A 20,276-nucleotide genomic window follows, 5' to 3' on the forward strand; every position below is an offset into this window, starting at 1 on the left:
TGGAGAGAGACCATGCCTTACGTCACCATTTCCACCGTCCGCGGCATCTTCGATGTCGCGCAGAAGCAGGCGCTGCTGGAGCGCGTCACCGACCTCATGGTCGAGATCGAGGCGCAGGGTAACCCGGACTTCCGCCGCAACGTCTGGGTCAAGATCGAGGAGGGCGAGCCGGCGAGCTGGTCGCTCGGCGGCATGATTCCGACGCCGGACATGATCGCCGGCACCTTCGGCGCGCTCGACGCCGACGGACGGCGGCTCGCCAAGGCGAAGGTGTAACTGCCCTGCGTAGGATGGGTAGAGCGAAGCGAAACCCATCATCTCAAGGCTTGCACCGGTGCGATGGGTTTCGCTGCGCTCTACCCATCCTACGCACCGTTCTCACCCAAAACAAAAGGCGCTTCCGGTGGAAGCGCCTTTCGCATGTCGTCGGTGCCGCAAGATTTACAGCGAGTAGTACATCTCGAATTCCACCGGGTGCGGGGTCATTTCGAAACGCGCGACCTCGGTCATCTTCAGCTCGATATAGGCGTCGATGAAGTCGTCGTCGAACACGCCGCCGTTCTTGAGGAACGCGCGGTCCTTGTCGAGGCTCTCGAGCGCCTCGCGGAGCGAGCCGCAGACGGTCGGGATCTGCTTCAGCTCTTCCTTCGGCAGATCGTAGAGGTCCTTGTCCATCGCCGGACCCGGATCGATCTTGTTCTTGATGCCGTCAAGACCGGCCATCAGCATCGCGGCGAAGCCGAGATAGGGGTTGGCCATCGGGTCGGGGAAACGCACCTCGACGCGCTTGGCCTTCGGGTTCGCGGTGTAGGGGATGCGGCAGGCCGCCGAGCGGTTGCGCGCGGAATAGGCGAGCAGCACGGGGGCTTCATAGCCCGGCACCAGACGCTTGTAGGAGTTGGTCGACGGGTTGGTGAAGGCGTTGATCGCCTTGGCGTGCTTGATGACGCCGCCGATGTAGTGCAGGCAGGTCTCCGACAGGTCGGCGTATTTGTTGCCGGCGAAGGTCGGCTTGCCGTCCTTCCAGATGGACTGATGCACGTGCATGCCCGAGCCGTTGTCGCCGTAGACCGGCTTTGGCATGAAGGTGGCGGTCTTGCCGTAGATGTGGGCGACCTGGTGGATGCAGTACTTGTAGATCTGCATATGGTCGGCCATCAGCGTCAGCGTGTCGAACTTCATGCCGAGCTCGTGCTGGGCCGAGGCCACCTCGTGGTGATGCTTTTCGACCTTGACGCCCATCTTGGCCATCGCGCCGAGCATCTCGGAGCGCATGTCCTGCACCGAGTCCTGCGGCGGCACCGGGAAGTAGCCGGCCTTGGTGCGGATGCGGTGGCCGAGGTTGCCGCCCTCATATTCGGTCGCCGAGTTGATCGGCAGCTCGGAGGAGTCGAGGCGGAAGCCGGTGTTGTAGGGCTCGGCCGAATAGCGCACGTCGTCGAACACGAAGAACTCGGCCTCGGGGCCGACGAACACGGTGTCGCCCACGCCCATCGACTTCACCATCGCCTCGGCCTTCTTGGCGATGCCGCGGGGGTCGCGGTTGTAGGGCTCGCCGGTGGTCGGCTCGAGCACGTCGCAGGTGATGACCATGGTGGTCTCGGCGAAGAACGGGTCGATCGTCGCGGTGACCGGGTCGGGCATCAGGCACATGTCGGATTCATTGATCGCCTTCCAGCCGGCGATCGACGAGCCGTCGAACATCGTTCCCTCGGCGAAGATGTCATCGTCGATCATGCTGACGTCGAAGGTGACGTGCTGCCACTTGCCGCGCGGATCGGTGAAGCGCAGGTCGACGTATTTGACGTCGTTGTCCTTGATCGATTTCAGGACGTCTTTGGCGGTCTTCATGAATACCCCTTATGGATGTGCGGGTCGGTTTCCAGCGGAGAGCGACGTTATTCCCGCTTTTGGCGAGTTCGTGTGACTACACAAACGAAATCAGGCTGCCGAAGCAGCCTTTTTTCTCTTTTGCCGTCGGAAAATCCGGATAGCACCGCCCTTAAATAGCGTCCAGCCCGGATTCGCCGGTCCGGATGCGGATGGCTTCCTCGATGTTGGAGACGAAGATCTTGCCGTCGCCGATCCGGCCAGTCTGCGCCGCGCGGCGGATCGCGTCGATCGCCTTCTCGACCAGGTCGTCGCCGATCACGATCTCGATCTTCACCTTGGGCAGGAAGTCGACGATGTATTCCGCACCGCGATAGAGTTCGGCATGGCCCTTCTGGCGGCCAAATCCCTTGGCCTCGGTGACGGTGATGCCTTGCAGTCCGACTTCCTGGAGCGCTTCTTTCACCTCGTCGAGCTTGAAGGGCTTGATGATGGCTTCAATCTTCTTCACTGAGCGCCTCCCGGGCATTGCAGATTGCAGGGTCGAGTTCGATGCGCGTGGGGCGCAGTCTGGTTGGTCTTAAGGCTTCCGGCCGGTGGCCGGAAACACGCGCAATGGTCCGCATGAAGCGGCCTTGCGCGCGGCTTCCTCAAAAGCAGGGTCTATGCCAAGTTGTTAAAGTCCCCGATTTCAGAATGTTATCAGCCTTTTAACAGGCAATCGGCTGATATCGAACCACATGGGCTATGATATCCAAGCCTAACAAATAGGCAAATAGACCAATCCGTATGCAGTCGGCCAGTAGAAACCCCGCGAACGTCACAGGAATTGCCTCTCGAAAAGGCGAAGCGATTGAGGATTCGGCATGGACGTTCTGACCACGACCGAGATGGAGCGCGCTGACCGGCTGACCATCGCAGCCGGAACGCCGGGCTTCGCGCTGATGATGAGCGCGGGCCAGGCCGTCGCGGAAGCCGCGATGGACCTGGTCGAGGAGGGGCCGATCGTGGTGGTCGCCGGCCGCGGCAACAATGGCGGCGACGGCTTTGTCGCTGCCGCCGAGCTTGCCGCGCGCGGCCGCGAGGTCTCGGTGATCCTGCTCTGCGAGCGCGACAGCCTGCAGGGCGACGCGGCGCTGGCGGCGAAGGGCTGGAAATATCCGGTGCTGCCGTTCAACCCGCAGGCGCTCGGCAAGCCGGCGCTGATCGTCGACGCGCTGTTCGGTGCCGGCCTCAACCGGCCGGTAAAGGGCGATCCGCTGGAGATGATCGCGGCGATCAATGCCAACGGTACGCCGGTGCTGGCGGTCGACCTGCCGAGCGGCATCAACGGCACATCGGGCGCGGTGATGGGAGCGGCCGTGCAGGCCACCGAGACCGTCACCTTCTTCCGCAAGAAGCCCGCGCATCTGTTGCTGCCGGGCCGGATGTATTGCGGCCGGGTGCGCGTCGCCGACATCGGTATCGCCGCGCTGGTGCTCGACGAGATCAAGCCGCTGACCGCGGAGAATGCGCCGGAGGCCTGGCGATGGTCGTTTCCGGTACCGCGGATCGACGGCCACAAATACGCGCGGGGGCACGCCGTCGTGGTGTCGGGCGATCTCGCCTCGACCGGGGCGGCACGGCTCGCCGCGCGCGCCGTGCTGCGCGCCGGCGCCGGCCTCGTGACGCTGGCCTCGCCGCGTGATGCGCTTGCCGTCAACGCTGCGGCGCTGACCGCGGTGATGGTGCGCGCGGTCGACAACCCGATCCAGTTCGCCGAGCTGCTTGGCGACAAGCGCCTCAATGCCTGCGTAATCGGTCCGGGCGCCGGGGTCAGCGCGCGGACCCGTGACTTCGTCCACACCGCGCTGTCGGCGCAGCGGCATCTGGTGCTCGACGCCGACGCGCTGACCAGCTTTGCCGGCGCGCCGGACCGGCTGTTCGAGGCGATCAAGGCTAGCGCCGGTCAGCAGGTGGTGCTGACGCCGCATGAGGGCGAGTTTCCGCGGCTGTTCAGCGATATTTCCAACAAGCATCCCGGCCGCTCCAAGCTCGAGCGCGTGCGCGCGGCGGCCGAGCGCTCCGGCGCGGTGGTGCTGCTGAAAGGCGCCGACACGGTGATCGCGTCTCCCGACGGCCGCGCCACCGTCGCCGCCAATGCGCCGCCCTGGCTCGCCACCGCCGGCGCCGGCGACGTGCTGTCGGGCATCATCGCGGGTTTCCTGGCGCAGGGCGCCGCGGCCTTCGAGGCCGCCAGCATCGGCGTCTGGATGCACGGCGAGAGCGCGAGCGAGGCGGGCCCCGGCCTGATCGCCGAAGATCTCACCGAAGTGCTGCCCGCCGTGTTCCGCCGCCTCTATGACGAGTTCGGGATTGAGTATTAGGCGGCTGGTGCTGGCCGACATGGATGTCGCCGCGCGCGCGCATCGCGCGGCATTCGATCAGGCGCTGCCGTGGCTCGCCGGCCTGCACACGCCCGACGGCATTGATCGGATGATCTGAACAACTGGTTAGATATTTGCGTTTCTGCGATCGGTCGAGCTGGCCTATACGATTCGAAACCGTCGCCTCTCGCCCGGAACAGTCAGATGAACGCACCGACCAGCCTGCTTTCGACCGCTTCACGGACCGCCGCCGCTCCGGCTCACGGGAGCGTCGACCCCGCGTCCTATCGCGCGGCGATGCGCCACCACGCCGGCGCGGTGACGATCCTGTCGGCGGGCGGGCCGGGCGACAGGACGGGGATGACGGCGACGTCGGTCTGTTCGCTGTCGGACGCGCCGCCGCGGCTGATCGCCTGCGTCAACCGCTCGGCGAGCGCGCATGGCCTGATCCGGCGCACCGCTGCGTTCGGCGTCAACATGCTGCACGCCGACCAGGCCGAGCTGGCCAATGTGTTCGCCGGCCGCCGCGGCATCGAGCGGGACGATCGCTTTTCCGGCGCCGACGGCTGGCTGTCGCTGGCCACGGGCGCGCCGATCCTTAAGGATGCGCTGATCGGGCTCGACTGCGAGCTGATCGACGAGCATGCGCACGACACGCATTCGATCTTCGTCGGCGCGGTCCGCGCGATGCATCTGCGTGAGGGGGAGACGCCGCTGATCTATTTTGGTGGCGCGTTCTGCGGGTTGGCCCGGCGGACCTAAGGGCGCGGCTTGAGGAATTTGTGAATCACTGATGTCAGCGCGCCGGCAGCCGGCGAGAACGATTGTCCGCGCAACGAGACGATGCAGACGGTGCGCTCCAGCGTCGGATTGACGATCGGTAGCGCCTGCATCGTCTTCCTGACCGGCCGCGGCAAGGCGACCTTCGGCAGGATGCCGACGCCGAGACCGGCGCCGGCCAGCGCGGCCAGCGTGTAGCTGTGCTCGACCTCGAACTTGATCTTCATCTGCAGATTGCGCGTGGCGAGCGCGCGCTCCAGCATCGAGCGCAGCGCCGCCGATTTTGAGTTGAGCAGGATCGGATAGGCGGACAGTTCGGTTAGGTCGACAGCGCTGCGCTTGCGAAACGGAAACGCTCTTGTCGCCAGCGCATAGATCGGGTCGTTGAACAGCGGCGCGAACTGAAACTCGGTCGAGCCGTCCGTCTCCGGCCCGATGCCGAAATCCGCCTCGCGCCGGCGCAGGCAGTCCAGCATGTCCTCGGCCGCAAGCTCGCGCAGATTGATGTTGATGCCGGGATAGCTCGCCTGGAAGGCGTGCAGCGCCTGCGGCAGAATGGTCGCGGCAATGGTCGGGACGCAGGCCAGCGACAGCGTGCCGCGCTGGATGTCGATGACCTCACGGATCTCGCGCAGGCCGTTCTCCCATTCGCCGAGCGCGCGCCGCGCATGCGTCAGCAGTTGCAGTCCCTCCGCGGTCAGCTCGACGCGCCGCGTCGTGCGATGAAACAGCGCGGCGCCGACCTGATCCTCCAGCAGCTTGATCTGCATGCTGACCGCGGATTGCGAGCGGTTGAGCTGCTCGGAGGCCTGGCGAAAGCTCTTGTTCTCCGCGACCGCGATGAACATGTGCAGCAGCTTGAAATTGATCTGCGACATCGTTTTGCCCTGCAGACGATTGTCCCGGAGAACTGAACAGTTCTTAAGATAATCTCGTTAGAAAGATCAGTGTCGGACATCTAGCATGATTGTTGTTGGCCGCGGGAGACGATCCTGCGGCGCGATGCAGAAAAGATGCTCCAATGTCCTTCACCGTCACCAAGCCGCGCACGCGCCGCGTCCAGCGTTCCGAACTCGCGGTTCCCGCGACCTCGACCCATTTCTTCGAACGCGCAGCGAGTAGCGCGGCCGATTTCATCTTCCTGGATCTGGAGGACGCGGTTGCGCCGCCGCGAAAGCCCGAGGCGCGCGAGATCGCGATCGAGGCGCTGAACCGGATCGACTGGGGCAACAAGACGCTGGCGGTGCGCATCAATGGCCTCGATACCGAATGGGCGCATCGCGACATCATCGAGATCGTCAGCCGCGCGCCGCGCCTCGACCTCGTCATGGTGCCGAAGGTCGGCACCGCGTTCGACGTCCGTTTCGTCGACGCGCTGCTGGCGGGGCTCGAGCGCGAGTTCCCGCGCGCAAGGCCGCTGGGCATCGAGATCCTGATCGAGACCACGCTTGGACTCGCCAATGTCGAGGACATCGTGCAGGCGTCGGAACGGCTGGAAGCGGTCATCTTCGGCATCGGCGATTACTCGATCGACCTGCGTACCTGCGGCGAGATCATCGGCGCCTCCGATCCGCGCTATGCCGTGCTCACCGATGCGGACGAGGGAGGCGCGCGCCGGATGCACTGGAACGACCAGTGGCACTTCGCGCTCGCCCGCATCGCCAATGCCTGCCGCGCCCACGGCCTGCGTGCCATCGACGGCCCCTATGCCAATTTCGGCGATGCCGCAGGCTTTCGCGCCAGTGCGGCGCGGGCGGCCGCGCTCGGCTTCGAGGGCAAATGGGCGATCCATCCCTCGCAGCTCGAAACCGCCAACGAGGTGTTCTCGCCGACCGCACGCGAGATCGGCTGGGCGCGCGAGATCACGGCCAAGATCCAGTCCGCCAGCGCCGGCGGCGACGGTGCCTACGGGCAGGACGGCGTGTTGATCGATCTTGCGGTGCTCAAGCGCGCGCAGGCGATCATCGACCGCCATGACGCAATTCAGGCGGCGGGCAGGCAAGGAGCGCGCGATGTCGCATGAGCCACCGCTGTCCGGAATTCGCGTGCTCGACATCGCGACCTTCGTGGCGGCGCCGTTCTGCGGGACGGTGCTGTCCGATTTCGGCGCCGAGGTGATCAAGATCGAGCAGCCGGGCACAGGCGATCCCTTGCGCCGGTTCGGCACGCCGAGCGAATGCGGCGACACCTATGTCTGGCTCAGCGAGGCCCGCAACAAGAAGTCGGTGACGCTCGATCTGCGCAGCGAGCGGGGCGCGGCGCTGTTTCGCGAGCTGGTCCGCCAATCCGACGTGGTGCTGGAGAACTTCCGGCCGGGCACGCTGGAGAAATGGGGGCTCGGCTTCGAGGCATTGCGCGAGATCAACCCAAAACTCGTGATGCTGCGCATCAGCGCCTATGGGCAGGACGGCCCTTTGCGTGACAAGCCGGGCTTTGCCCGGATCGCGCACGGCTTCAGCGGGCTCGCTTATCTTGCCGGCGAGGCGGGACGGGCGCCGGTGATGCCGGGATCGACCTCGCTCGCCGATTACATTTCCGGGCTATGGGGCGCGCTCGGCGTGCTGCTGGCGCTGCGCCATGCCGAAGCCACCGGACACGGGCAGGTGGTCGATATCGGGCTCTATGAATCGGTGTTTCGGCTGCTCGACGAGATGGCGACTGTGTTCGCCAAGACCGGCTTCGTCCGCGAACGCCTCGGTGCCGATACCGTCAATGTCGTGCCGCACAGCCATTACCAGACCGCCGACGGCAAATGGGTGGCGCTGGCCTGTTCGAGTGACAAGATGTTCGAGCGCCTGGCGCAGGCGATGCGGCGGCCGGATCTCGCGACCGACCCGCGCTATGCGGCCATGGCCGGCCGCCTGGCGCGGCGCGAGGAGGTCAACGGGATGGTCGCCGACTGGATCGGCTCCATGCCGCTGGAGACGGCGCTTGCCGAATGCGAGCGCTACGACGTGCCCTGCGGGCCGATCTACAGCATCAGTGACATCTTCGCCGACCCGCAATACCGCGCCCGCGGCAACATCGCTGAGGTGCCCTCGCGCGCCGGGCCGATTGCGGTGCCGAGCGCGATCCCAAAAATGTCGCGCACGCCGCCGCAGTTCAAGCATGCCGGCGTCGCGCTCGGCGCGCACACCGACGAAGTCCTGACCTCACTTGCCGGCGCAACCGCGGCGGCGCTCGCCGCGCTGCGCAGCGACGGGGTGATCTGACATGCCCCAATTCTCCCGCGGCCACGAAGGAACCACGCCATGACCAGGCAGATGAAATTGATCGGCTTCCTGCAGGCCCAGAATTGCTCGAACTATCCCGCCTCCTGGCGCCATCCGGACTCGAAGCCGAACTGGTTCTCGCGCGACTATTATCAGGAGATCGGGCGCACGCTGGAGCACGGCAAGTTTCATCTCGCCTTCTTCGACGACCGGCTCGCGATCCCCGATCGCTTCGGCGACGATTTCCGTGAGACCATCCGCCACGGCGTGCGCGCGGCGAAGCTCGATCCCGTCTCGGTTGCGCTCACGATGGGATTGGCGACCGAGCGGCTTGGCATCGGCGTGACCTATTCGACCACCTATTACGAGCCGTTCCACGTCGCGCGGGTGTTCGCGACGATGGACCTGCTGCTGAACGGCCGCGCCGCCTGGAACGTGGTGACCTCGCTGAACGACTCCGAGGCGGCGAATTTCGGTGCCTCGCAGCATCTCAGCCACGATCTGCGCTACGACCGCGCGGACGAGTTCATGGAGGTCGTGCTCGGCCACTGGAACAGCTGGGAGGACGGCGCCGTCAGCTTCGACCGCGAGAGCGGGCTGTTCGCCGACCCGGCCAAGGTGCACCGGCTCGACCATCACGGGCAGTTCTTCCGCTCGCGCGGCCCGTTCACGGTGCCGCGCTCGCCGCAGGGCCATCCGGTGATCATTCAGGCCGGCCAGAGCGGCCGCGGCAAGACCTTCGCGGCGCGCTGGGGCGAATTGATCTTCGTGATCTATCCCAATCTCGACATCGCGAAGAAGCAGTATGCCGACTTGAAGGGGACGCTCGCCAAGACGGGCAGGGACATCAGCATCGCGCCGGCGGTCTATCCGGTCGTCGCCGAGACCCAGGCCGAGGCCGAGGACAAGTTCGCGGCGATCAACCGGCTCGCCAAGCCGATCGATGCGCTGACGCTGTTGTCGGAGGTGTTGAACTACGATTTCGCGGCCAAGCCGATGGACGAGCCGTTCACGTCGGATGAGCTGGCCTCGATCAGCGGGCTGCAAGCAATCCGCGACCGCGTGATGAATCTCAGCGGCAAGCCCAATCCGACACCGCGGGACTTCGTGCAGTTCAGCGGGCGCGGGACGCTCGCTGAACTACCGACCTTCGTCGGCTCGCCCAAGGCGGTCGCCGATCAGATGGAGCGCTGGTTCTGCGAAGGCGGCTGCGACGGCTTTGTCGTCGCCGCCACCCATGTGCCCGGAACCTACCAGGACTTCGTGCGCCTCGTCGTGCCCGAGCTGCAACGGCGCGGCCTGTTCCAGCGCGAGTATCAGGGCGACACGTTGCGCGAGAACCTCGGCCTGCCGCGGCCGCAAGCCATGCATGCGAGCGCAGACGAGGAGGCGCGCGTCTCGACCGGATAGCGCGGGCACAAAAATCGGCGCGGACAACGATCAAAACAAAATCAAAATCAGGGAGGCTGAAGTGACCAAGGGCGTTAACGCGGGGGGCCGGCTCGACAGATTGCCGATCTCAAGGTTTCACTACCGGATCTTCGCGCTGATCGGAGCCGGGCTGTTCGTCGACGGCTTCGAGATCTTCCTCGCCGGCAGCATTCTCGGCGCACTGGTTCAGTCCGGCTATTCGGACCTCGCGCAGAATGCGCGCTTCATCTCGGCGACCTTTGTAGGGATGCTGATCGGTGCCTGGCTGGCGGGCGTCGCCGGCGACCGCTTCGGCCGCAAGTTCGCCTATCAGGCCAACCTCCTGATCTTCGGCCTCAGCGCGCTGGCGGCAACGCTCGCGCCGTCGATGAGCTGGCTGATCGGGGCCCGCTTCGTGATGGGCCTCGGGCTCGGCGCCGAGATCGTCGTCGGCTATGTCGTGCTCAGCGAATTCATCCCGCCGCAGCAGCGCGGCCGCTGGGGCGCGGCGCTCGCGACCTGCACCAATGGTGCGCTGTTCGTCGCGACGCTGGTCGGCTGGGTCGTCATTCCGCACCTCGGCTGGCGCTGGATGTTTGCGCTGTGCGGCATTGGCGCGATGATCGTCTGGTTCCTGCGGCGCTCGCTGCCGGAATCGCCACGTTGGCTCGAGACGCAGGGCAAGAACGCCGAGGCGGAGGCGGTGCTGGCGGCGATCGAGCAGGAGGTCGGCAAGGGTAGGACCCTGCCGACCCCGGCCTATCAGCCGGCGCCGGTACAGCCGGACGTTCGCTTTACGCGCCTGTTCTCGCGCGCACTGATCGCGCGGACCATCGTCGGCTGCCTGATCCTGATCGGGCTCAACACCGCGGTCTACGGCTTCATCGCCTGGATCCCGACCTTCTTCGTCAAGCAGGGCATCAACCTGTCGTCATCGCTCGGCTACACCATGCTGATGACGCTCGGCAGCCCGCTCGGCACGCTGTCGGGCATGTGGATCGGCGAGAAGATCGACCGCAAGCCGTCGCTGATCGTGCTGTCGCTCGCCGCGGCCGGGCTCGGGCTGATCTATCCGATGTTCATCAACCCGGTCGCCTTCGTCGTGATCGGCTTCCTGCTCGTGTTCACGGTGGCGGTGATGCTGGCGCTGGCCTGGGGGCTTTACATCCCCGAACTGTTCCCGACCGAGCTCAGGATGCGCGGATCCGGCATCTGCAACACCGCCGGTCGCCTGATGTCGATCGTGACGCCGTTCATCGTGGTCGAGCTGTTCACCAGGTTCGGCGTCACCGGCGTCGTCTCTGTGGTGGCCGGGCTCCTGGTGGTGCAGGCGATCGCGGTTGCGGTGCTCGGCATCGAGACCCGCAAGCGTCCGCTGGAGGCATTGCGGCCGGAGGCGATGGACAGCGAAGCGTCATCGGCGCAGGCGCGCGGCAAGCTGCAACCGAGCACCGGCGGGATTGCCGGAGGCGGGGAGTAGGCGTCGGGCCAAAGGCCCCGGTCGAAAACGGCCGCGTTACAGCGCCCGCACTGTGCTCAGATGCGGGCGCTCGACGCTGACCTCAGGTCGATTTCATTCCGCTGCGGAAATCAGCGCGGTTTGGCTCACCCGCGTCTCGCCCTTGAGATTGTCGACGGTGACGTGTGTGTCGTACCAGGTCAGCCGCGGCCGGACTCCGAACCGTCCGGTGAGCTCGACGATCTTGGCCTCGGTAAACCATGCCTCGGCCGCCTCTCGGCTCTCCCAGAGATAGACGCCGCCGGTACCGGCCTCTCCATTGAGATAGTCTTTGCGGATCAGCCCCTTTGTTGCGAGCTTTCGGTAAATGGGGGCGGTGCCCATGCCACCCCTGATGGCCTGTTCTTCAGTTCGTTTCGGAAGGTCGAATTGAACGACGACGATACACTGTGCCATCCCTGTTCTCCGATCTGAGCCACATGGTGCCAGATTCGCTCGGCGGCACGCCGATCAACTCCGACACTACAGGATTTATCCGACGCTTGTCCCGAATTGACGGGTTCCGTTTCGCGATTTCGATGCGAATTGATGTGATCGCCATGGGCTCGACGACATCAGGCCGTTGGGTAGGCCAGAAGGTGGGCGGGGCGCTGCTGTTGACCTCATGTCGCGTTTTAACGAGACTGTTGCTGGACGCCCCGCGATGGCGGGGCTAGGGCCCTCAACATTCTCTCGGATCCTCCAGAAACCTCTCGTGAGTGGCAGGCAGAACAATTTCCTCGCTCAGGCGCTGCAACAAGGCGCCTTGGCGTTGCGGGCGCAGCAGTTTGCTCAGGCCGAGCAGATTGCGACGAACCTCCTGAAATCAAACCGCACGGACAGACACGCCGCGCTTCTTCTGGCGCATGCCCTGATGGGGCAGAACCGGGGCGGCGAGGCGATCGCAACGCTCGAGCGGGTTGCGCGTCGCACCGACGATGGAGAGGTCGAGACTTTGCTCGGCGCGCTGATGTGCGGCGCGGGCCGCGTCGCCGACGGCATCGCACAGCTTCGGCGCACGGCGGCACGCCGCCCGCCATATTTTCCGTCCTTTCAGGAACTCGCCGGGCAGCTTGCCAAGGCCGGTCAACACGACGAAGCGATCAGCACGATCGAGGCCGGTCTCGCGCTGGCCCCTGAGAGCGCCGACCTGAAGCTCGCTCTCGGGCGCCTGTTGCAGGAGACCAATGACGTCGCGCGGGCTGCAAGCGTCCTGACGGCGGCACGTGATGCTGCGCCGGGACGCCCCGACATTCTCAACCAGCTCGGGCGGGTCCTGATCCTCCGTGGCGACTACGCCGCAGCCGCGGATGCGTTCCGCCGCGTGCTCGCGCAATACCCGGATGATCGCTCAACCCGCGCCCACCTCGCCACCTGCCTTTTCGAGCAGGGGGAGCGCGATGCTGCCGAGGCAGCGCTGCGCTCGGTGATGCGCGGTCAGCCCCAGCTGTTTGGACGCGCGGCATTCGTCATGGCCTCGGGATCTCATGGCCGCTTCTTCTTCTCCCAGAGCGCCGCTGCGAAGTTCCTCGGCGGGGACTGAGATTGCGCGCGGCGGACGGCATTCCGCCATGCCTTACGCCCTGAAGTTTCTCCGGTAGAGGTTCGGCTGCCGTCTGAGCTCGGTGCGGAGTTCGCCGACCCGCTTGGCGTCTTCCGCGGTGAACGGCGATGCCTGCGCGGTCCAGTCGTCTCGCTTGACGGGAATACATTGCGCGATCGGAGTCCCCTTGGGGAGGACGCCTCTGAAATTCCTATCGTGCCAGTACGCCGGAAAGTGCACCCAATTGTCGGCATAGAGGTCGGAATTGACCAGGCCGCTGAGTGTGGTGAATGGCAGATCGAAGCGGTTGACGGGATGGGTGAAGTAGATCGCGTAGCCTTCCGGGGCTTCGACGGTCCACAAATTGTGGAATTTGAGAAAGAAGCGGCCCTCTTCAAACAGCGGAGTGCCGGTGACCTGACCCGGGTCGTGGAAGCCGATCGGTGAGCGTGGGAATTCCGGCGTGCCTCCCGGCGGCAGGTCCTGGTCCCAGGTGATTTCGCCGTCCTCGACTTTGAGATCGCAAACCAGCGGCAGCAAGAACCCGCAGGTCATCGCATCCACGAACGGCGGGCAGCGCTTGATGGTGTCCTCGTCGTGCAGGTTGATCGAGGAGAAGGCCGTTGCCGGCATCGCCCTGAGCCAGTCGGGAACGCCCTGCGCCGCCGGTATGGGGGCCGGTATCAGTCCGTCAAGCTCCGTCGGGCAACGGAATTTGAGCGTCAGCTTGCTATTGGTCGACATTGGGCGCTCCGATTTCGGATCGACCTACATGAATGCGTCGCAAAGGTGAAGCGTGCGCTCACCGGCCAGGATCGCCGCTAGCTGACGAGATGCTTCGCGACCGCCGGCTCGTTCCATTCGATGCCGAGCCCGGGACCCTTGGCGGTCACCGCGCCGTCGACGATTTCGGCGGGCGTTGTGAGGATCGCGCCGGCGAAGTCGAGGAACTCGAGCCAGTGCGCGGTCGGCGTCACCGCGAGCAGATGCGCGCTGACTTCCGCGAACAGATGGCTCGACATCGGGATCGAGGCGGCGTCGGCTTGTCCCGCGACTTGCATCCAGCCGGTGACGCCGCCGACCTTCATCACGTCGGGCATGATGAAGTCGGATGCGCCGGCCGCGATCGCTTCGGCAAAGCCGCGCGGAAACCACCAGTTCTCGCCGGCCTGGATCGGCGTCGGCGAGGTCTCGCGGACTTTTGCGTGGCCGGACAGGCTCTCCTGCGGCACCGGCTCCTCGATCCAGTGCAAATCGTAGGGCGCAAGGCGGGCGATGCGGCGGGTCGCCTCCGCCGGATCGAGCGACTGGTTGAAGTCGATCATCAACGCGATGTCGGGGCCGAGCAGGGCGCGCACGCCCTTCACGACGCGCTCGTCATTGGCGGCATCACCGTCGCCGCCTTTGATTTTTATACCGCGAAAACCCTGGTCGAGCGAGCAGCGCAGCGCGCGCTCATCGGCGACGGGATCGACCACGCCGTAGCTGTCATAGGCCTTGATCGGCTTCGCCGAGCCGCCAAGCAGTTCGACCAGCGGCCGGCCGGCGAGCTGGCCGAGCACATCCCAATAGGCCATGTCGAGTCCGGATACCGCCATGCCGACCAGGCCCTGCCAGCCGAGCAGCCGAAACTTGGCGTCCATTGCCTTGATCAGGTCGAACGGCGCGACCGGCTTGCCGATGAGCTCGCGGCCGATCTCCTCGATCAGATAGGCAAGAGGTTTAAGCGTGAGCTTGCTGTAGGCGAAGATGTAGGTGCGGCCGGTAACGCCTTGGTCAGTCTCGACATCGATCAGAACCAGCGGGCCGGAATCTATCACGCCGAAGGCGTTCTTCACAGGGCGCTTGAGCGGCACCACGACGCTTCGCGCCTTGACTGCGCGGATCGCTGCAACTGTCTGGCTCATGGACGTTTCCTCTTCTTGTTATTGGACACTGTACCATCGGACGAGCCGCGGCGCGGCCCAGTCGGTCGCGACCTGCTCGATCAGATAGCGGCCCGGATATTCGGCGAGGAAGGCGATGCGCTGGGTCTGGCCCGGCTCGATCGCGAGCGTGTCGAGCCAGAACGGCTTCCAGCCGTCGTCGAGCCGGTCGAGCAGACGGAAGTGATGGCCGTGCAGATGAAAGACGCTGGCGATCGGGCCGCGGTTGGTCAGCGCCAGCACCACCGGCCGGCCGGCTTTGGCCTGAAAGGCCGGCGCGGCCGATGGCTTGAAGTCCGCCGGGCGGAACCATTCGGTCGGCGTACCGAGAGTTAGCTCGAACCTTGCGGCGCTCTTGAGATCGAGCTGGGCGGGCATGTCGTTGCCGGGCAGCGGTGGAGCCGGCGGGAACGGCGCCGGGCGGACCGGCGGATCGTTCGAGACGGCCAGCTTGCCGACCGGGCGGGCCTGCTTGCCATCGTGCAGCAGGATCGGAAAGCTGGTTCCGGCCGGTCCGGCCGCGTCGACGAAGACATCGGTACGGCCGCCGGGAGCCAGTACCAGCGCACCGTTGCGGGCCGGAAACGGTTCGGCCGGCTGGCCGTCGATGGCCATCACACGGACATCGAGGTTCTCCAGCTTGATCGCTAGCACGCTGCGTTGGCTGCCGTTGATGAAGCGGAGTCTGAGGCGGGCATTGGCCGGTGCCGAGATGTCGTATGAGGTTTTGCCGTTAATCGTATGAATTTGCGTCGAATCTTTTGGATCATTGCCGGCCGGGATTGCGCTTCCGTCCGGCCGCAAGCGCCACTCCTCGATCAGCAGGACCTCGTCGCGGTCGACCGCGACCGGCGAGGTGCCGGTCACGATCAGCGACCGCGGCCGTGCCGGCGCCGTGCTGCCATCGCCGATCAGCGGCTCGCACAGAAAGGTGCCGGCATGCCGAAGCGGCAGCTGGAAGCTATCCTTTGCCCCGGCGGCAAGCAGCGCCCGGGAGGCCAGTGGCTCCGCCGCCGCGACGCCGTCGAGCCCGCGGCAATCCAGCGCGGCCGCGACCGGCAGGTCATTGCCAAAGGTGACGTCAAGGACCTCGCCGCGCTTGAAGCGGAGGTCGCCGCTGCCGAGTGACCAGACCGGTGTCTCCGGTCCGCCAGGACCCGGTCCGTCCGGACGAAGCGAGATGCGGTCAGGTTTGGCCTGGAGCGCGACCGCGATCCGGCCCTGCGCCGCGACGGTGGCCGGCAGAGCGGGGCAAAGCGCCGCGGCGCCGAGGGCGGCGATCAGATCGCGCCGGGTGAGGGAAAATTCGGGACTTGCGGGAGGACTTGCCATCCGGCCGATGCGGACCATTTTCAAGTGTACCTGTCCAGTCGCGATCGGTCGCAGGGTGGGCTCAACAGCGGCCATTTTTTTGCTGCGAACCGGTGGGCGCATGTTATAAGCCCGGCCGCCCGCGGCATCGCGGCCGGACTGGGATGCTTTTCGCGCGGGCGTGGCGGAACTGGTAGACGCGCTGGATTTAGGTTCCAGTGACGAAAGTTGTGGGGGTTCGAGTCCCTCCGCCCGCACCAAGCGCTTACAGCGTTTGCATGACGAATTCTTGGAGAACCTTTGGCCCCGATGGGGTGAGGGGTCGCCGAACCCACAGACGTTAGGCCGCAAGGCCCATCGTCGAACAGATTGAACACTGCCACGGCCGCTCGGGCCGCGGCAAAAGCGGAAGAAGATTGATACCATGCAGGTCACCGAGACCCTCAACGAGGGATTGAAGCACGAATTCAAGATCAGCGTCCCGGCATCCGATCTCGATGCCAAGGCGGACGCCAAGCTGGTCGACCTCAAGGACAAGGTCCGTCTCAACGGCTTCCGTCCCGGCAAGGTGCCGGTGGCACATCTGAAGAAGATCTACGGCCGCTCGGTGATGGCCGAGACCATCGACCAGACCATCAGCGATACCAACCGGCAGATCTTCGAGGATCGCGGCTTCCGCCTCGCCGGCGAGCCGAAGATCACGATGCCGACCGAGAAGGACCAGGTCGAGGAATTGCTGTCGGGCAAGACCGACCTGACCTACACCGTCGCGATCGAGGTCGTGCCGCCGATCCAGCTCGCCGATTTCAAGTCGTTCTCGGTCGAGAAGCCGGTCGTCGAAGTCTCCGACGCCGATGTCGACGATGCCATCAAGCGGATCGCGGAAGGCAGCCGCCCGTACAATGCCAAGACCGAGGGCGTGGCGGAGAAGGGCGACCGCGTCACCATCAGCTTCAAGGGCACCATCAACGGTGAAGCCTTCGACGGCGGCACCGGCGAGGGCATCCAGGTCGTGATCGGCGCCGGCCAGTTCATCCCGGGCTTCGAGGAGCAGCTGATCGGCATCGGCACCAATGAGACCCGCACGCTGAAGGTCTCGTTCCCGAAGAACTATCTGAACGAGAAGCTCGCCGGCCAGCCGGCCGAGTTCGAGACCACCGCGACGCTGATCGAGGCGCCCGGTGAGACCACGATCGACGACGAGTTCGCCAAGACGCTGGGCCTGGAGTCGCTCGACAAGCTGAAGGAGGCCGCCCGCGAGCGCCTGACGGCCGAGTTCGCCGGCGCCACCCGCCAGAAGGTCAAGCGCGCGCTGCTCGACCGGCTCGACGACAGCCACAAATTCGAGGCGCCGCCGTCGCTTGTCGCCGAAGAGTTCAATCTGATGTGGAACTCGATCAAGGCGGAGATGGACTCGTCCGGCAAGACCTTCGCCGACGAGAACACCACTGAGGAAGCGGCAAAGGAGGAGTACCACAAGATCGCCGACCGCCGCGTCCGCCTCGGCCTCGTGCTGTCGGAGATCGGCGAGAAGAACAAGATCACCGTGACCGACGACGAGGTGTCGCGCGCCGTGATCGAGCGCGCGCGCCAGATGCCCGGCCGCGAAAAGGAAGTTTGGGACTACTACCGCAGCAACGCCCAGGCGTTGGCCCAGCTCCGCGCCCCGATTTACGAGGACAAGGTTGTCGACTTCGTCCTGGAGCTCGCCAATGTGACCGAGAAGAAGGTCACCAAGGAGGAGCTGTTCAAGGATGAAGACGCCGAGAAAACTGCCGCTTAATTTCGGCACCTCGCGTTAATGATGAACCGCGAAAGCGCGCCTCGCGACGGGTCCCGTCGCTAGGCGCGAAGACGCGAATCAGCTTGAACTTCTGCGACCTGCCCAGGTGGCTAGTGCGGCGAGTTGACGGCCTTGTCGGCCGGAAATTGGCCCATATCTGGGTTAAGCCTTGAGGCAGTAGTCTTGAGCCAAGTAGTCTTGAGCAAAGTTCTGCATCACCCCTAACCCTTGGGTTCTTTCATGCGCGATCCCGTTGAAACCTACATGAACCTCGTGCCGATGGTCGTCGAGCAGACCAATCGCGGCGAACGCGCCTACGACATTTTCTCGCGCCTGCTGAAAGAGCGCATCATCTTCGTCACCGGTCCGGTGGAAGACGGCATGTCGACGCTGATCGTCGCGCAGTTGCTGTTCCTCGAGGCCGAGAATCCGAAGAAGGAAATCTCGATGTACATCAACTCGCCGGGTGGCGTGGTGACGTCGGGTCTTGCGATCTACGACACGATGCAGTTCATCCGTCCGCCGGTATCGACGCTGTGCACCGGGCAGGCGGCCTCGATGGGCTCGCTGCTGCTGGCTGCGGGCGAGAAGGACATGCGCTTCACGCTGCCGAATTCCCGCATCATGGTGCACCAACCCTCCGGCGGCTTCCAGGGTCAGGCCACCGACATCATGCTGCACGCGCAGGAGATCCTGAATCTCAAGAAGCGCCTCAACGAAATCTACGTGAAGCATACCGGTCAGACCTACAAGGCGATCGAGGACGCGCTGGAGCGCGACAAGTTCCTCACCGCCGAGGACGCCAAGGCGTTCGGCCTCGTCGACAAGGTCATCGACAAGCGTCCGGACGATCCGGCCGCCGCGAAGGCGGCCTGATCTGGGCAGGCATCTCGAGGCGTCGGTGTGATCTCCACATTGACGCCTCACATAACCGGCAAAAGCAGGGTGCTGGACCCGCCGGCGGGTGCATGCGCACAGCGGAAAGTTCCGCTTTCGTGCTCATATACCGACGTGGTAATCCCGCAACGTTCCGTGGATTTCGACGCGTATTCCACGTGCGATCGTTGAAAATCACGGTATTGTCACGGTCTTGAGCCGGCCATCCGATTAGCGAATTCTTGATAGTCGGGTGCCAGCATGGTTGGCTGTGATGCATCGGCTATGATCGCGGAGATTCGAATAAACCGTGATCCACACGGTCAGTATTGCGTAAGGGTCTTTTTTGGTACGGAATTTGCTCTATCTACCCAACAGCCCGGTTGTGTGCCGGATTGGGTCGATCTGGCAAACAAGATCGAACGGCGGACGGAGATAATGAATGAGTAAGGTCGGCACGAGCGACGCCAAGAACACGCTATATTGCTCGTTCTGCGGCAAGAGCCAGCATGAAGTTCGCAAGCTGATTGCCGGACCGACTGTCTTCATTTGCGACGAGTGTGTCGAACTGTGCATGGACATCATTCGCGAGGAGAACAAGTCCTCGCTGGTGAAGTCGCGCGACGGCATCCCGACGCCGAAGGAAATCTGCAAGGTCCTGGACGACTACGTGATCGGCCAGAGCCATGCCAAGAAGGTGCTGTCGGTCGCCGTCCACAACCACTACAAGCGGCTCAACCATCAGACCAAGCACAACGACGTCGAACTGGCGAAGTCGAACATTTTGCTGATCGGTCCGACCGGTTCGGGCAAGACGCTGCTCGCGCAGACGCTGGCCCGCATCCTCGACGTGCCCTTCACCATGGCTGACGCGACGACGCTGACTGAAGCCGGCTATGTCGGCGAGGACGTCGAGAACATCATCCTGAAGCTGCTGCAGGCCGCCGACTACAACGTCGAGCGTGCGCAGCGCGGCATCGTCTATATCGACGAAATCGACAAGATCAGCCGCAAATCGGACAACCCCTCGATCACCCGCGATGTGTCGGGCGAGGGCGTCCAGCAGGCGCTGCTGAAGATCATGGAAGGCACTGTGGCTTCGGTCCCGCCGCAGGGCGGCCGCAAGCATCCGCAGCAGGAGTTCCTGCAGGTAGATACCACCAATATCCTGTTCATCTGCGGCGGTGCGTTCTCGGGCCTCGAGAAGATCATCTCCGCGCGCGGCCGCTCGACCTCGATCGGCTTCGCGGCGCAGGTGCTCGCGCCGGAGGACCGCCGCACCGGCGAGATCTTCCGTCACGTCGAGCCGGAAGATCTGCTGAAGTACGGCCTGATCCCGGAATTCGTCGGCCGTCTGCCCGTCGTTGCGACGCTGGAGGACCTCGACGAGACCTCGCTGAAGAAGATCCTGACCGATCCGAAGAACGCGCTGGTGAAGCAGTACCAGCGGCTGTTCGAGATGGAGAACATCGAGCTGACCTTCGCCGACGAGGCGCTTGGCGCGGTCGCCCGCAAGGCGATCGAGCGGAAGACCGGCGCGCGCGGCCTGCGGTCGATCCTGGAGAGCATCCTGCTCGAAACCATGTTCGATCTCCCGGGCCTGGAAGGCGTCGAGGAAGTCGTGATCTCGCGCGAGGTCGTCGAGGGAACGGCGCGTCCACTCTACATCTACGCGGATCGTTCCGACCGCGCCGTCGAGAGCAGCGCGAGCGCCTAAACGGCGCTCGTCCCGACCCGCCAAA

19 protein-coding genes and 1 tRNA gene are annotated in these 20,276 nt (G+C 64.8%); 13 read left to right on the forward strand and 7 right to left on the reverse strand.

All coding sequences use genetic code 11. The features are described from left to right. Window positions 1-12 precede the first annotated feature (12 nt). A complete protein-coding gene (locus ACVWZM_RS39365) occupies window positions 13-276 on the forward strand; it encodes a tautomerase family protein (protein WP_253623815.1) in 264 nt (87 codons plus the stop codon). 165 nt (window positions 277-441) lie between these two features. Here ACVWZM_RS39365 and glnA read toward each other — a convergent pair whose 3' ends face one another. Next, window positions 442-1,851, reverse strand: coding sequence for a type I glutamate--ammonia ligase (glnA, locus tag ACVWZM_RS39370; RefSeq protein WP_028333940.1), 1,410 nt, complete (start codon window positions 1,849-1,851; stop codon window positions 442-444). Between the two features lie 151 nt (window positions 1,852-2,002). Then, window positions 2,003-2,341: a P-II family nitrogen regulator gene (locus ACVWZM_RS39375; RefSeq protein ID WP_011441447.1), complete on the reverse strand. Its 339-nt coding sequence runs from the start codon at window positions 2,339-2,341 to the stop codon at window positions 2,003-2,005. Between the two features lie 355 nt (window positions 2,342-2,696). Here ACVWZM_RS39375 and ACVWZM_RS39380 point away from each other — a divergent pair, with 355 nt between their 5' ends. The 3 genes from ACVWZM_RS39380 to ACVWZM_RS39390 all read left to right on the forward strand — a co-directional run bounded on the left by ACVWZM_RS39380 (window position 2,697) and on the right by ACVWZM_RS39390 (window position 4,958). Next, window positions 2,697-4,196, forward strand: a complete 1,500-nt coding sequence (locus ACVWZM_RS39380) for an NAD(P)H-hydrate dehydratase (protein WP_456855966.1) — start codon at window positions 2,697-2,699, stop codon at window positions 4,194-4,196. Then, the gene (locus ACVWZM_RS39385; protein WP_256520413.1) at window positions 4,186-4,314 is read left to right on the forward strand and encodes a hypothetical protein; all 129 of its coding nucleotides are present in this window, start codon (window positions 4,186-4,188) and stop codon (window positions 4,312-4,314) included. The genes ACVWZM_RS39380 and ACVWZM_RS39385 overlap by 11 nt, the downstream gene beginning before the upstream one ends. Window positions 4,315-4,400: 86 nt before the next feature. Beyond that, window positions 4,401-4,958: a flavin reductase family protein gene (locus ACVWZM_RS39390; protein ID WP_076825322.1), complete on the forward strand. Its 558-nt coding sequence runs from the start codon at window positions 4,401-4,403 to the stop codon at window positions 4,956-4,958. Here ACVWZM_RS39390 and ACVWZM_RS39395 read toward each other — a convergent pair. Next, window positions 4,955-5,854 carry a LysR family transcriptional regulator gene (locus ACVWZM_RS39395; RefSeq protein ID WP_057016444.1) on the reverse strand — a complete coding sequence of 300 codons (900 nt, stop codon included), beginning with the start codon at window positions 5,852-5,854 and terminating at the stop codon, window positions 4,955-4,957. The genes ACVWZM_RS39390 and ACVWZM_RS39395 overlap by 4 nt on opposite strands. Window positions 5,855-5,997: 143 nt before the next feature. Between ACVWZM_RS39395 and ACVWZM_RS39400 the strand changes: the two genes are divergently transcribed. The 4 genes from ACVWZM_RS39400 to ACVWZM_RS39415 all read left to right on the forward strand — a co-directional run bounded on the left by ACVWZM_RS39400 (window position 5,998) and on the right by ACVWZM_RS39415 (window position 11,078). Next, window positions 5,998-6,999 (forward strand): HpcH/HpaI aldolase/citrate lyase family protein, encoded by a 1,002-nt coding sequence (locus ACVWZM_RS39400; protein ID WP_229191159.1) that lies wholly within the window; start codon window positions 5,998-6,000, stop codon window positions 6,997-6,999. After that, window positions 6,989-8,188 (forward strand): CaiB/BaiF CoA transferase family protein, encoded by a 1,200-nt coding sequence (locus ACVWZM_RS39405; protein WP_229191158.1) that lies wholly within the window; start codon window positions 6,989-6,991, stop codon window positions 8,186-8,188. The genes ACVWZM_RS39400 and ACVWZM_RS39405 overlap by 11 nt, the downstream gene beginning before the upstream one ends. Before the next feature lie 39 nt (window positions 8,189-8,227). After that, window positions 8,228-9,598 carry an LLM class flavin-dependent oxidoreductase gene (locus ACVWZM_RS39410; RefSeq protein ID WP_253590111.1) on the forward strand — a complete coding sequence of 457 codons (1,371 nt, stop codon included), beginning with the start codon at window positions 8,228-8,230 and terminating at the stop codon, window positions 9,596-9,598. Window positions 9,599-9,659: 61 nt separating this feature from the next. Then, window positions 9,660-11,078, forward strand: a complete 1,419-nt coding sequence (locus tag ACVWZM_RS39415) for an MFS transporter (protein ID WP_456855968.1) — start codon at window positions 9,660-9,662, stop codon at window positions 11,076-11,078. A gap of 93 nt (window positions 11,079-11,171) precedes the next feature. Here the strand turns inward: ACVWZM_RS39415 and ACVWZM_RS39420 are convergent, their stop codons facing one another. After that, window positions 11,172-11,513: a hypothetical protein gene (locus ACVWZM_RS39420; RefSeq protein WP_063790074.1), complete on the reverse strand. Its 342-nt coding sequence runs from the start codon at window positions 11,511-11,513 to the stop codon at window positions 11,172-11,174. Between the two features lie 349 nt (window positions 11,514-11,862). Here ACVWZM_RS39420 and ACVWZM_RS39425 point away from each other — a divergent pair, with 349 nt between their 5' ends. After that, the gene (locus ACVWZM_RS39425; RefSeq protein ID WP_141341006.1) at window positions 11,863-12,639 is read left to right on the forward strand and encodes a tetratricopeptide repeat protein; all 777 of its coding nucleotides are present in this window, start codon (window positions 11,863-11,865) and stop codon (window positions 12,637-12,639) included. A 33-nt stretch (window positions 12,640-12,672) separates the two neighbouring features. Here the strand turns inward: ACVWZM_RS39425 and ACVWZM_RS39430 are convergent, their stop codons facing one another. The 3 genes from ACVWZM_RS39430 to ACVWZM_RS39440 all read right to left on the reverse strand — a co-directional run bounded on the left by ACVWZM_RS39430 (window position 12,673) and on the right by ACVWZM_RS39440 (window position 15,914). After that, window positions 12,673-13,383: a hypothetical protein gene (locus ACVWZM_RS39430; RefSeq protein WP_057016449.1), complete on the reverse strand. Its 711-nt coding sequence runs from the start codon at window positions 13,381-13,383 to the stop codon at window positions 12,673-12,675. Between the two features lie 77 nt (window positions 13,384-13,460). Further along, on the reverse strand, window positions 13,461-14,546 hold the full coding sequence (locus ACVWZM_RS39435; protein WP_456855969.1) for an enolase C-terminal domain-like protein: 1,086 nt from the start codon (window positions 14,544-14,546) through the stop codon (window positions 13,461-13,463). Between the two features lie 18 nt (window positions 14,547-14,564). Then, a complete protein-coding gene (locus tag ACVWZM_RS39440) occupies window positions 14,565-15,914 on the reverse strand; it encodes a multicopper oxidase family protein (protein WP_456856841.1) in 1,350 nt (449 codons plus the stop codon). 136 nt (window positions 15,915-16,050) lie between these two features. Between ACVWZM_RS39440 and ACVWZM_RS39445 the strand changes: the two genes are divergently transcribed. The 4 genes from ACVWZM_RS39445 (at window position 16,051) to clpX (ending at window position 20,251) form a co-directional block, all read left to right on the forward strand. Next, a tRNA-Leu gene (locus tag ACVWZM_RS39445) sits at window positions 16,051-16,135 on the forward strand. 164 nt (window positions 16,136-16,299) lie between these two features. After that, window positions 16,300-17,658: a trigger factor gene (gene tig, locus ACVWZM_RS39450; protein ID WP_057016451.1), complete on the forward strand. Its 1,359-nt coding sequence runs from the start codon at window positions 16,300-16,302 to the stop codon at window positions 17,656-17,658. A 240-nt stretch (window positions 17,659-17,898) separates the two neighbouring features. After that, on the forward strand, window positions 17,899-18,534 hold the full coding sequence (locus ACVWZM_RS39455; RefSeq protein WP_016847729.1) for an ATP-dependent Clp protease proteolytic subunit: 636 nt from the start codon (window positions 17,899-17,901) through the stop codon (window positions 18,532-18,534). 442 nt (window positions 18,535-18,976) lie between these two features. After that, on the forward strand, window positions 18,977-20,251 hold the full coding sequence (gene clpX, locus ACVWZM_RS39460; protein WP_018271869.1) for an ATP-dependent Clp protease ATP-binding subunit ClpX: 1,275 nt from the start codon (window positions 18,977-18,979) through the stop codon (window positions 20,249-20,251). Window positions 20,252-20,276: the final 25 nt, after the last annotated feature.

The organism is Bradyrhizobium sp. USDA 4501 (assembly GCF_054062115.1).